9 protein-coding genes are annotated in these 12,749 nt (G+C 48.5%); 2 read left to right on the top strand and 7 right to left on the bottom strand.

Annotated features, from left to right (window positions below):
- The first annotated feature begins 141 nt into the window (after nucleotides 1-141).
- A complete protein-coding gene (fsa, locus tag WBG78_RS08765) occupies nucleotides 142-798 on the top strand; it encodes a fructose-6-phosphate aldolase (RefSeq protein ID WP_337326028.1) in 657 nt (218 codons plus the stop codon).
- 22 nt (nucleotides 799-820) lie between these two features.
- The gene (locus WBG78_RS08760) at nucleotides 821-1,528 is read left to right on the top strand and encodes a cell division ATP-binding protein FtsE (protein WP_337326027.1); all 708 of its coding nucleotides are present in this window, start codon (nucleotides 821-823) and stop codon (nucleotides 1,526-1,528) included.
- 291 nt (nucleotides 1,529-1,819) lie between these two features.
- On the opposite strand, the gene WBG78_RS08755 is transcribed toward WBG78_RS08760, so the two are convergent.
- The 7 genes from WBG78_RS08755 to WBG78_RS08725 form a co-directional block, all read right to left on the bottom strand.
- On the bottom strand, nucleotides 1,820-3,787 hold the full coding sequence (locus tag WBG78_RS08755) for a GAF domain-containing protein (RefSeq protein WP_337326026.1): 1,968 nt from the start codon (nucleotides 3,785-3,787) through the stop codon (nucleotides 1,820-1,822).
- A 7-nt stretch (nucleotides 3,788-3,794) separates the two neighbouring features.
- Nucleotides 3,795-4,226, bottom strand: a complete 432-nt coding sequence (locus WBG78_RS08750; protein ID WP_337326025.1) for a YfiR family protein — start codon at nucleotides 4,224-4,226, stop codon at nucleotides 3,795-3,797.
- 427 nt (nucleotides 4,227-4,653) lie between these two features.
- Entirely contained in the window at nucleotides 4,654-7,332 is a 2,679-nt protein-coding gene (locus tag WBG78_RS08745) for an ABC transporter permease (RefSeq protein WP_337326024.1), read from the bottom strand.
- 20 nt (nucleotides 7,333-7,352) lie between these two features.
- The gene (locus WBG78_RS08740) at nucleotides 7,353-7,685 is read right to left on the bottom strand and encodes a PadR family transcriptional regulator (protein WP_337326023.1); all 333 of its coding nucleotides are present in this window, start codon (nucleotides 7,683-7,685) and stop codon (nucleotides 7,353-7,355) included.
- A 177-nt stretch (nucleotides 7,686-7,862) separates the two neighbouring features.
- Nucleotides 7,863-10,310 (bottom strand): ABC transporter permease, encoded by a 2,448-nt coding sequence (locus WBG78_RS08735; RefSeq protein ID WP_337326022.1) that lies wholly within the window; start codon nucleotides 10,308-10,310, stop codon nucleotides 7,863-7,865.
- Nucleotides 10,311-10,540: 230 nt separating this feature from the next.
- The gene (locus WBG78_RS08730; protein WP_337326021.1) at nucleotides 10,541-12,022 is read right to left on the bottom strand and encodes a potassium/proton antiporter; all 1,482 of its coding nucleotides are present in this window, start codon (nucleotides 12,020-12,022) and stop codon (nucleotides 10,541-10,543) included.
- A gap of 93 nt (nucleotides 12,023-12,115) precedes the next feature.
- Complete coding sequence (locus WBG78_RS08725; RefSeq protein ID WP_337326020.1) at nucleotides 12,116-12,661, bottom strand: Dps family protein; 546 nt, start codon at nucleotides 12,659-12,661, stop codon at nucleotides 12,116-12,118.
- Nucleotides 12,662-12,749: the final 88 nt, after the last annotated feature.

Below are 12,749 nucleotides of genomic sequence, written 5' to 3'. Positions count from 1 at the left end.
ACAGGTTTGCTGCCAGCCGCACTGCGGCTGCCAAATGCGCATCGAAATCCCGGCTTCAGCAATTGGAGGTCAACTGGTTCCCCGCTCTTTTGAAGAGATTAAGTAAGTTATTCACATACAACCGATTCAAATCAAAACACAATGAAGTTCTTTATTGACACCGCTAACCTAAATGAAATCAAGGAAGCCTACGATCTCGGCGTGCTTGACGGCGTAACTACAAACCCATCACTTATGGCCAAAGAAGGCGTGCAGGGTGCAGATAACATCCGCGCACACTACAAGGCTATCTGCAAGATCGTAGACGCGAACGTAAGTGCTGAAGTGATATCCACTGATTTCGACGGCATCATGAAAGAAGGTAAGGAGCTTGCCAAGATCGACGATAAGATCGTGGTTAAGATCCCGATGATTAAGGACGGCATCAAAGCTATCAAGAAGTTCTCCAGCGAAGGCATACGCACCAACTGCACACTCATATTTTCTTCAGGACAGGCAATCGTTGCTGCAAAGGCAGGCGCGTCTTACGTGTCTCCCTTCATTGGCCGCCTCGATGACATCGCTCAGGACGGCATGGAAATGATCGCTCAGCTGGTGAAGATCTACAACAACTACGGTTTCGAAACAGAGATCCTCGCGGCTTCTGTTCGTCACGCGGTTCACTTGCTCAAGTGTGCCGAGCTTGGCGTAGATGTGGCTACCTGCCCCCTCTCCGTTATTACCGGCTTGCTGAAACATCCTCTCACTGACAGTGGTCTTGCCAAGTTCCTTGCAGATCACAAGAAAGTGAACGGCTAACTCAGCGCCATAATCTCTGCAGATGTTTTCAACTGATCCCGTCGTCAGTGTCAAGGATGCCACGATCTTCCAGGAGTACAATGCTGTGCTCAGCGATGTATCGTTCGACATTCAAAAGGGTGAGTTTGCCTATCTCGTAGGAAGAACGGGTTCGGGCAAATCGTCTCTGCTCAAGACGCTGTATGCCGATCTTCCGCTGAGAGTGGGCGAAGCTACCGTTGCCAGCTACAAAATGGCGGGCATTAAAGCTTCCGACGTTCCTCTCCTCAGGCGCAAGCTCGGGATCATCTTCCAGGACTTTCAATTGTTCAACGACCGCACAGTCGCTGAAAATCTGATGTTCGTCATGAAGGCCACTGGCTGGACGGACACCGCCAAGATTAAAGCCCGGTTGACCGAAGTCCTTATCCAGGTGGGACTAGGATCAGTAGAAAAGAAAATACCTTATCAACTCTCCGGTGGTGAACAGCAACGCGTGGTCATAGCCCGCGCGTTGCTGAACCAGCCGGTAATACTATTGGCCGACGAGCCCACAGGAAACCTCGACCCTGAAGTGGCACACGGCATCATGAAGATCTTCCAACAGATCAACAACACCGGAACTGCCATACTCATGGCCACACACAGTTACGGTCTCATCAAAAAATTCCCGGCACGCCTGCTCAAATGCGAAAGCGGCAAGGTGGTGGATTCGGCTAGTGCTCCGTTCGAGCTCACGTCGGAGTATTAATTGGCAATTGATAATTGATAATTGATAATTATGGAGGGCCTTTCGGCCCTTTTTTGTTCTGCGATCGATCCAGACAAGCGACTCAGATCAAAAAGTCTGGCCCTGCTTAAAGATCACTAATAGTAAAGCGCTCGAATGCATTTCAGCAGGGTTATAAAAAAGGCTCAAATTAAAAACGGGCCGAAAGGCCCTCCACAATTATCAATTGTCAATTATCAATTATCAATTAAAAAATCGGGCCCGAAAAGCTTTCACTCCCCGGACCCCGTGTGTAGTAGTTGTATAGTGTTCTTACTTGAACGACATCACCGGCTGCTCGTGCAGCGCGTATGAGATCTCAAGAATCTTAATGACTTCGCCTGCGCGGTTTGTGATCGGTGAGAACGCTGAGCGCACGCGCGTCTGTTCGCCTTTCTTATTGATCCTGGTATAGGCGCCTTTTCTTGCGTTACCCGAGGCGAGCTCTCTCCAGAACTGACGATATTCTTCGCTGTTCTTGTCATCACGAGTGGCCAGTACGCGGTGGTGTTCACCCACAATGTCTTCCTGCGTGTAGCCATACAGATCGAGGAAGTTGCTGTTCGCTTTCACGAGAGTACCTTCCGTGTTATACTCGGCAACTGCCAGAGCGCTGTTGATGGCAGACAATGTGCTGTCCGTCTCCGACTGTGTGCGCTGCATTTCTTCCTGCGTTGCCTGGAGTTCTTCCATGTTCTGACGCATCTCTTCTTCCTGAGCGCGCATCTGCTCCGTCATCTCCTGAGATTCTTCAAGGAGACTCTGTGTGCGTGCGTTGATCTTAACAGAAGAGATCGTTGATGCAATGCTTTCTGCGATTTTCTGAACGAAGTCTGCTTCGAAATCGGCAAACACGCTGAATGATGCAAGTTCAACCACACCGAAGATCTGATCATTCACCTTCAAAGGAACGATCAATACGCTGGTAGGATTTGCGTCGCCCAGCCCTGACGTTATTTTAATGTAGTCCTGAGGAACGTCTGTGAGATAAACTGTGTCTCCCTCCTGCCATGACTGACCTGCAAGGCCCTCGCCTCTGTGGATCTTCTGATTGAGGAATTTCTTCTTATCCCAGGCGTAGCAGGCCTTCAGAGACATCGTTGGCTCTTCGTTGCTTTCCACATCATCAATGATGTATATACCACCCTGGTTTGCTTTGAGGTATTTCACCAGGTTGCCAATGATCTCATCAGCAAGCTTGTTGATATCGTTCGTGTTCGTGCGGAGGATCTCGCCAAACTTGGCCATACCTTCCGTTGCCCAGTTACGCTTCTTGTCATCCTCAGCAACCTTCGAAAGGTTGTCGCGCATGTTGATCAGCGCGTTGCCCAGTACGTCGTGTTCGCTGAGAGGACTGAATGCAGTGTTATAGCTTCCATTACCGATGTTCTCAGCGAAGAGGCTGGTTGCTTTCAGACCCGATACCAGGTTATCCATGGCTTTCGCCATCTCACCAATTTCGTCGTTGCTGACGTTGGCCTGCTTGTCTTCTACCAGCTCGCCGCGGCCAAGCTTGATGACGATGTTCTTAAGGAAGTTCACCGGCCTGGTGATAGAACGCATCAGGAAGATCGCGCTGAGAAGACCGATTAGGATAATACCGGCTCCAAGGATCATGGTATAATTCCGGAGGCTCTTGATTGAGCCGATCACATCAACGTCGGAACGAAGAGTAACCTGGTTCTGCTTGTCGGCAATGCGATTGAGGCGTTTGATCAGATCGGCGGTGCGTGGAATGATCTGGCTTTCGATGGCATCTTCAGCCATCAGCTTCGTCAATGGATCTTCGTAGTTTTCAAAAGACTGAAGGTTAGACATGATCGACTGCTTCTGCACATTCAGAAGCGTATCGAATTTGAGGAAGACCGTGTCCATCCAGCGGCGCTGGCTGTCGCTCTCCCATGTCGGCATGAGGTCGGTGATGTTCTTTTGCAGCGCAGGATACTCGTAGTCCTGCAGTTGCTTGAGAGCGTTCTTATCTTCCTGGTTTGTCTGAAGATACACCCAGTTGGTGACCAGCATTTTCGAACGCGTTACCATCAACATGAGGTCGCGGATCGCGTCCTGTGATGGTCGATACACCGTGGCGGAACTGTTCACGACGCTGTCGATCACATTTCCCTTCCAGAAGATGATCAAGCCGTTCACAATGAACAGCGCGATAAGGATCAGAAAACCACCGAGTATCTTTTTACCGATGGTTAGTCGCATGCGCGAAGTCTTTTTTTCTACTTCTTCCATATTACTCTTATATCAATATTGCCAGTCGTGAAAGTTCATTACTTACTCTCAGTCCCTGGCGTGTCACCGACGCTTGGTTTAATTCAAATGCTAGTTTTCCGTCTTTTACAATAAAGTTGATATCACTCCCCTTCTGTGCCGCCCCTGCTTCTTCTGTTATGACGAGTATAGACTGCGTATTTACCTTTTCCATTACTTCAGCTATCTGGGCCGACTTCGCCGCAGATACGAACAGCATATTGCACTTCTTGATTTCCGACGGTGACGAGATCCTTGTCACTTTGATATTCCTCTCTCCGACTTTCTTTGCCTGGGCCATTGCCTTCAGCTCGTCGATGATTGGAGAATCACCCAGCACCATGATTTCAAAATCGCCGGAGTTATAAGTTTCCGGCCAGATCACGTATCGCGTGAAACTGTAAACAAATACCGAATGCATCTTATAATTTTGTGCCTTCCCTGGGAGGACGCACAATAAGAGAAGAAGCGCCAGTAAAAAATGCAAAGGGGCTCTCATTGCTTCAGCTAAAAAATTTGGCCTCGACCAAATGAAAACAAAAATATGGGGGCTGAATGCCGAAAAAGAGGGATTTTCGGTGAATACCTGACATTTGGATGAATCCTGTCGAGTTAGTCGTTTTGATGCTTTCCCGGCAGACGGCCAGTCGCGCTCTCCCGCCCAATCTACGGCAATGGTTATGAACGGTTAAGGCCTAAACACCGACTCACACGCCGCTGTGATGTTTCGTGAATTATCCTACTCAATATTACATTGGACAACTGGCGCCAGCCATCAAACATTACTAATGAGCAGAGATTCCGACGGCATCGGAATACGTCCGGCGACCACGTTGCTAACGATGCTGCTACTCGTACTTGAGTGTTTTCGCAGGGTTTACGGCCGCTGTTCGCATGATCTGAAAGCTCACGGTAATCGCCGTTATGATCAATATGCTTACAACGGGAACCACAAACAATGCCCAGCCTGGAGCAATGCGATAAGGGTACGATTCAAGCCATAAGTTCATCGCAAACCAGGCAAGCGGAAGAGCGAGCAACGAAGCCAGCAACGTTATCCTCATGAAGTCAACAGACAACAAAGCCACTATACCTGGAGTAGATGCACCAAGCACCTTCCTGATACCGATTTCCTTGGTGCGTTGGGCAATCGTGTAGGATGACAAACCGATCAATCCCAGGCACGATATCACCACGGCGAGCACGGCAAAGATGTTTACCACTTTCGCAAAACGATCTTCATCGCGATACTGAGTGTTGTAGTATTCGTCCAGCAAAAAGTAATCGAATGAGTTTTCGGGGAAGTGTTTCTTAAACACCGTTTCGATTTTCGCGATCGTTTCCTTCATAGTCTCTTTCTTTACTTTGACAGACGTGCTCGCATAAGTTGAATACACCGGGAACATGACGATTGGCTCCATTTCTCTTTTCAATCCCTGTTGATGAAAGTCAGGTACAACCCCAATGATGGTCCAGTCTCTTTCCCAGAAATTCACATGCTGTCCGACTGCCTCCTCATCATCTTTGAGATTCAACAGACGTGCCGCACGGCGATTGATAATGACGCTTCTGATCTGCTCCCAGTCTGCGTTATGGTCCGTCGCTTCGAAGTTTCTTCCCGCGACAATTTTCATCCCATAGGTATTGAGGAAATTGTAGTCGACTCCGATGAAACTGAAAGTTACGTTCGACGATTCCGGCATCGAAGCGAGATGAACATTGAAGGCACGTCCGAGTCGCGCACCCGGAATATTGTTCGAAGTGGTGGCATTCAAAACTCCGGGCACAGTAGTGAGTTCCTGTTCATAAGCCTGAAAGCGCGGAATGAGTGTGCTGTCTGCCGTAGTGCGCTCCGGCGATTGGACAACGACAGTGTTGGCAATGTCAATTCCCAACGCAGCCTCATTCATGAATTTCAATTGTCGTGAAACTACCAGGGTCGACGCGATGAGCGCTGCGGATGCAGTGAACTGAAATACCACGAGTGCTTTTCGGATCAGTCCGCCACGACCTGAACGTGTAAACTTTCCCGTGAGCACAACTACCGGTTGATAAGACGATAAAACTACAGCAGGATAAAAGCCGGCGAGCAGAATGCCTGAGATCATCACTCCTGCAAGAATCAAAATGGTGCTGCCACTCATGGCTGACAATACTTTCATTGGTGAAAGTGTTGCGCCGATAATGTCGTTGAATGGTTTTTGTATCAATGCTGAAAGCAGAACCGCAGTAAAGAATGCGAAGAGGCTAATGACAACAGACTCCAGTATGAACTGACGCATCAACTCTACTCTTATGGCACCCATCACTTTGCGCACACCAACTTCTCTTGCCCGTTCCAGTGCACGCGATGTGGTCAGGTTGATATAGTTGATCCACGCAATGAGCAAAATAAATCCGGCGACGATCAGCATTGACCAAACAGCTTTTCCACTGGCCACCTTAGCGATGTCGTATTCATAGTCTGAATACAGGTGAGCTCTGCTCAGGGGCTGGAGGAAGAACTTTTCCACGCTGCCCGACACCTTATCGCCCTGGAAATGACGGTCGCTGAATCCGCCAAACTTGGCTTCGAGTGCTTTGTAGTCAACGCCGGGTTTCAGCAGCAAATAATGCCTCATGTCTGACCACGTCCAGTTGTCGTCGGCGCCGTGGTTTTCCGGCGTATAAAGCGTTTCGTAAGAGGCAAGGGCATCGAACTGGAGATGCGAGTTTTCGGGAACATCTTTACAGATACCCGTCACAGTGTAAGGTTCGGCGTCGAGGCCCCAGTAGATGTGCTTGCCCATAATCTGGCTCCAGTCATCGCCCGTAAACTGAAAGTATTTGCGCGCTGTTGTCTCGGTCAATACAAGCCGATAGCGACCCTTAAGCGCATCGGCAGGGCTACCCGCAAGCATGGGAAACGTAAAGATGGTGAGCAGATGGTCATCGGCAAAGATGCAGCTTTCGCCACGAAAAAAACGATCTCCTACTTTAACATTGAGATCACCGGCAGGCATTAACCTGGAATAAGATTCAATCTCGGGATAGTCGGCAGTCATCGCCGGCCCGATTGTAGGGTAAGTGATTGTACCGTGCTGTATAAGTTTTCCCTGCTGGAAGCGATCGTTCGTAACGCGATAGATGCGGTCGAACTTTTCATTGAACTTGTCGTAACTCAGTTCATACATTACAAACTGCAGAATGAGCAGACATGCAGTAATGCCAATGCCCAGGCCTATTACATTAATTGCCGAAAACACTTTGTGCTTTACAACATTCCTGAAGGTGGTGGTAAGATAATTTCTGAGCATAATGGTATGAAATGGATGCCTGAATCTGTTTCTGAAAATGATGCCGGGTTTGAAGAATCGTAAGACGCCCAGCCACAACCTCCTGCTGGCAACGGCTTCACCAAATGCTTCAGCATCGGCATAGTATTCTTCAACAAGGTCTCCTTCAATTCCTTCTACCAGGTGCGGCGGACAAAACCACTCCAGGAATCTGAGTGACCTGTGGTTATTTGATGTGGGGTGTTTTATCATGATGTCCTGAAAAGCGCCTGCTACAAGCTTCCGAACTTTAACTGAGGGATATACTTCCACAATTCCATGCGCGACTCCTTCATGTCTTTAAGCATGGAGAAGCCGGCATTGGTAACGGTAAAGATGCGCTTTCGTCTGCCTCCCCTTTCGTTTGTGGCACCTCCCATTGAAGATTTGATAAGGCCCTTGTCTTCCAATCGATATAGGGTCACATGCACGGCGCTCAGATTGCAATCCCGCCCGACACGCTGCCTGATCTCACTAACAATCGCGTTCCCATAAGCCTCGTCCTTAAGAATTGCGACCATGGTCAAAACCAGTTCCTCAAACTCACCAAGAAATTCCCTCGCCATTATTATAATATTTGCTAAACAAATATACATAAGTATATAATTTGTAAAACAAATAATTAAGAATTAAGAGTTAAGAGTTAAGAATTAGCCGCCAGCCGTTCGGCTGATTGCCCGCCACGACCGCAGGTCGTGACAGCTAATTCTTAACTCTTAATTCTTAATTCTTAATTTTACGCTTCACTCTTCTTTCAGCGTTTTTGCCGGCGCCACCCTCGTGGCTTTTATGATTTGTACCGCTATTGCTGCAGCGCAAAGAACCAAGGCAATGCCCGTCGCCTGAACAAATACACCCCATCCTATTGTGACTCTATAGGCAAAGCTTTGCAGCCATGTGTTGACCATGTACAATGTGAGGGGAATGGAGACAATTGAAGCGATAGCAACAAGCAGGAAATAGTCTTTCGACAAAAGCACCAGAAGTGATTCACTTGAGGCTCCCATCACCTTGCGAATAGAAACTTCTTTAACACGGGCTTGCATCGTAAGAGAGACGAGCGCGTAAAGCCCCAGACTGACGATAACTATGGCCAGACCCGTAGTAATCTTCATGATACGGTTGAGGTTTGTATCAGTCTGATACTGGTTCTCCAGTGCCTGCTCAACAAAAGAGTATGCAAACTCTTCGTCCGGATTGATCTTTGTCCATACGGCTTGAATGTCAGCGAGGGTTTGCTGCATATCGCGACCATCGATGCGGGCGAAAACTTTTGGCACAGGCGTGTTGCCGATGCTGACGTTCTGGGCACCCGGCAGTATGATGCGGGCATCCATCACCATGACCAGCGGTGATACCTTACTATATAACGATTCAAAGTTGAAGTCCTTTATCACACCGACGATCTCATGATCACCGAAGGCCTTGCCCGGAAGTCGCTTGCCAATAGGGTCCTTCATTCCAAGAGAAGCTGCACACGCCTCATTGATGATTACTGCACGTCTTGCATCTGTGTCATCATCGGTAAGAAAATTCCGGCCCGTGGCAAACTCCATCTTCATTAACGGCACGTACAACTCATCAACGATGTTCAGTTTAAATGTCCTGTAGTTCCCAAGATCATCTGTGTATCCGATCTCCGCCCACGAACCATGTGCAAAATCATGCGATGCTGCGCATACGCTTTCCACCGAGTTGAGACGTTGCAGCTCGGATTTAAAAATGCGGGCACGTTCAAAGCCAAGGCTTACGCGTTTAGCCATACCTCCACCGTGGGGAATGTTCAATTGCATGACGACCAGATGCGACTTATCAAATCCAAGGTTCTTATGCTGCAGCAGGTTCAGTTGTCGGGTCATGATCAGGCTGCTGCCAACGAGGAAGACTGACAGGATCAGTTGGATCGTCACCAGCGTCTGGCGTAACCGTTGGCGGCTGTTGCCACTCAGCTTTCCTTTCAATACTATTGCCGGTCGAAGCCGGGACAGTACAAGTGCGGGATAGCTTCCTGACAGGATGCCTATAAGCATCAGCAGCAATACACCTGATACGAGCGTAAACGAATCTGCCTCCAGCGTCAGCTCCTTCCCTGATAAGTCATTGAACAGCGGCAAGCACAGTCGCGCCACAAGGACACCAACTACGAGCGATATCATGGTTACCACCAATGCTTCTCCGGTAAATTGCCTCATCAGCTGGCCGCGCGAAGCACCGGCTGCTTTCCTAACTCCCACCTCGCGTGAACGCGAAATGGTACGACTGATGCTCAGCGTCACAAAGTTTATGCACGCCACTATCAATACAAGAACAGCAACACCGCCTAGTATGTAACTGTATTTCGGATCACTCACTTTCGCCAGCTCGGCAGGAAAGCGGGTATCAAGATGAATACTTGTGAGCGCCTGCAAGCCGACGGTATAGTGACTCTTGTCGAAGTCTTCGGCGCCCAGCAATGTTCGAAACACTTTCGGGAACCGGCCTTCGAGATCACCGGGTATAACCTCCGGCCTCAGCAACACATAAGTCTCAGGTGATACATTAAACCAGTCGGAGGTTATTGCCTCCTGGCTCATCAGCTTTGGATAATTCAGATCGGAGATCAGCAGGTAGAAACGAACACTTGAATTTATGGGAATTTTTTTAACCACAGCCTTCACCGTAAACTCTGCGAATTGCTCTCCCAGCTGAACAGACAGAGGTTTGCCTATAGGATCAGCATCACCGAAATACTTTTTAGCAACATATTCTGTCAGCACTATTCCGTCGGCTGAAGCGAGTGCCTCTTTAGAGCCCTTGATTACATCGAAATCAAAAACATCGAAGAAGTCCTTCCCTCCTATTGTCAGCGTTTCCGTGAATTGCCGATCGTCGACTTTCACCTGCGTGCCCCTCTTGTGTATCCGAACGTGGCGCTCGACTTCCGGAAAATTCTCTGTAAGCGCCGGTCCCATAGCAAACGGAGTTGCTACGTTGAAAAACTTTTGATTCTCGCCCCAATCCTCTTTGACCCAAACCCTGTAAATACGATCCGCCTTTGAATGAAACTGATCGAAGGTCCATTCATCTCTGATAAACAAGCCTACGAGAATGGTAACGGCAACTGCCATTGCCAGCCCGAGAATGTTAATTAGTGCATGCGACTTTCGACTCCACAGTACCCGAATGGCAACGATGATCTGATGCTTAAACATAGAAGGCAGAGATTTGGTTATCCCTGAATGTACGACGGGGCATCCGTCCGTCAATGCACCAGGTAATCACATGACGGAAAGCTGTATTGAACCATCAAAAGAATGAACTCAAATAGAGGAATAGTGTGAGGAACAGTGTGAGAGTGGTGAACAGTGTGAGAGTGAGGAACAGTGTGAGAGTGAGGAACAGTGTGAGAGCGGAGGAATAGCGCCGCGAGCGGGCTGTGCCGTTAATGGCCGAGCGCCGGTTGAATTTCGAAAACGTCGTAAACCTCCTGTACCGTTTCCTTTGTATCGGCCATGATCAGCAAATGGTCCTGCGCAAGGATCTCTGTCTCGCCCCTGGCCGTGATGTATTTACCGTCGCGGTGAATCAGTACAATCAGAGCAGTCTTGGGTAGATCAAGATTCATGACTGTCTTACCAACCGCACCAGATGTTCCGGGTATGTCCACTTCAAACAACTCTGAACTGAAATCCTCTTTTAACTCGAAGTCGAGCGGGAACCTTCTTCTTATCTTTTCCGGCACACTTACGTGAAGCCATCTTGCGACGTGAGCAAGCGTAGTCCCCTGAAGCAGCACAGAGGACACTGAAATAAAGAACACAAGATTAAATATGTCTTTCGCGACGGGGATGCCGGCAATCAGCGGATAGGTTGCAAAAATGATTGGCACTGCTCCACGAAGCCCAACCCAGGACAGAAAGAGTTTCTTCCGGATATTAAGTTCAGGAAAGAATATCATCGACGTGAGCACCGCTACGGGACGGGCAATAAAAATCAGAAATGCTGAAATGAGAACGCCCGGGCCGAGCAGCGGAACGATCTCATGCGGAAAGACCAGTAGCCCAAGCGTGAGGAACATCACGATTTGCATAAGCCAGGCCTGGCCATCGTAAAAGCGAATGAGACTTTTCTTGTGAAGGAAGTTGCTGTTGCCCAGCATCACGGCCGAAATATAAACAGCAAGGAACCCGTTGCCTCCGATGAAATCGGTAAATGAATACGTAAAGAATACAAGCGACAGGATCAATACGGGATACAGGCCATCGATGTCCAGCTTGATCTTATTGATTACAAAGGTCATGATCTTCCCAGACGCATAGCCTGCAAGAGCGCCTAAGGCCATCCCCTTGAAAAATCTTGGAATGAGCGATGCGAAGGATGCATCCGGATCTTCCAGAAGGTAAATCATGCTCACCGTAAGGAAGAATGCCATTGGATCGTTCGAGCCGCTTTCGAGCTCGAGCAGCGGACGAAGATTTCCCTTCAACCCAACCTTGCGGGACCTTAGAATTGAAAACACGGCCGCAGCATCCGTAGACGAAACGATTGCGCCGAGAAGCAATCCTTCCAGCAAGGTATACCCCATCAGATAGCTGGTAAACCATCCAACCGTCACCGCGGTGATGAGTACTCCAATGGTTGACAGCGAGAAACCCTGCCAAAGGATCGGACGAATACTCTCCCACTTTGTTTCGAGACCACCCGAAAACAAAATGAAATTAAGAGCAGCCACACCCAAAAGTTTGGCCGTCTTAAAGTCATTGAAGAAGATTCCGCCCGGCCCATCCGAGCCGGCCAGCATCCCCACAACAAGAAAGAGGATCAATGACGGAACTCCAATATGAAATGACGTCTTGCTGGCAATGATGCTCAGGAAAAGCAACAGTGATCCCAACAACAAAACGTTTTCAACTGAGAAGGTCATAGAGTGCGTTCGAACTCGTGGACCTTAAATATAGCGGATTATTGGCAGATCATGGACTTGTTGTCATCGAAATACACAGGGTATTTCAACAAATCATTTAGCCAGAAAGGCCGATAACATCCAATGGTGTTTCTCAATCGAATTAATAAAGCGCTTCACCATTTCTTCGGTACCTGAGTCTTCCTGACCGACGGCGACCTCAACCACCTTGAACATATACTTCAGCAGGATCGTGTAGTCGCTGAGGATTTCCCTCACCATCAGGTCGGACTCAAGATCAGTCGTTGTCTCCTTTATTTCCGATGTTTCGATATAATCCTTCATCGTGCTGAGCGGTGTCTCCTGAAAGATGCGGATTCGTTCTGCGATATCATCAATATGCAGCAGTGCTTCGTTGTACTGCAGTTCAAATTGTTCATGAAGGTCAAAGAAATCTGAGCCCTTTACATTCCAGTGATAGTTCCGCAGTTTCTGATAATGCACCGAATAGTTGGCCAGCAAATCATTCAGAGCTTTTGAGATCTTATCTGTTTCCTTTGCTGTCCAGCCGAGTTTAACCGGTTTGCTTTTGGCCATCTTCGTGTCGAGCTGTGTTTGTGGAACATGTTCCAGTTCGTCAATTTCTTCTGCCTTTTTCATAATACGATGGTTTTGTATTCAATGGTTTATAGTTCTGCTTGATGGTTCATAGCTCTGCTTGCGGTTCAGACTTCAATAACTGTTCCAC

It is taken from the genome of Chryseolinea sp. T2, assembly GCF_037203685.1.
Classification (GTDB): domain Bacteria; phylum Bacteroidota; class Bacteroidia; order Cytophagales; family Cyclobacteriaceae; genus Chryseolinea.
Note: the sequence above shows the minus strand (reverse complement) of the source record. Positions and strands in the feature narration are given on the sequence as shown.

Coding starts and splice junctions, on each gene's coding strand:
- WBG78_RS08745 (WP_337326024.1), bottom strand. CDS start 7,332: ATGATAAAACACCCCACATCAAATAACCACAGGTCACTCAGATTCCTG.
- WBG78_RS08730 (WP_337326021.1), bottom strand. CDS start 12,022: ATGACCTTCTCAGTTGAAAACGTTTTGTTGTTGGGATCACTGTTGCTT.
- fsa (WP_337326028.1), top strand. CDS start 142: ATGAAGTTCTTTATTGACACCGCTAACCTAAATGAAATCAAGGAAGCC.
- WBG78_RS08740 (WP_337326023.1), bottom strand. CDS start 7,685: ATGGCGAGGGAATTTCTTGGTGAGTTTGAGGAACTGGTTTTGACCATG.
- WBG78_RS08755 (WP_337326026.1), bottom strand. CDS start 3,787: ATGGAAGAAGTAGAAAAAAAGACTTCGCGCATGCGACTAACCATCGGT.
- WBG78_RS08725 (WP_337326020.1), bottom strand. CDS start 12,661: ATGAAAAAGGCAGAAGAAATTGACGAACTGGAACATGTTCCACAAACA.
- WBG78_RS08760 (WP_337326027.1), top strand. CDS start 821: ATGTTTTCAACTGATCCCGTCGTCAGTGTCAAGGATGCCACGATCTTC.
- WBG78_RS08735 (WP_337326022.1), bottom strand. CDS start 10,310: ATGTTTAAGCATCAGATCATCGTTGCCATTCGGGTACTGTGGAGTCGA.
- WBG78_RS08750 (WP_337326025.1), bottom strand. CDS start 4,226: ATGCATTCGGTATTTGTTTACAGTTTCACGCGATACGTGATCTGGCCG.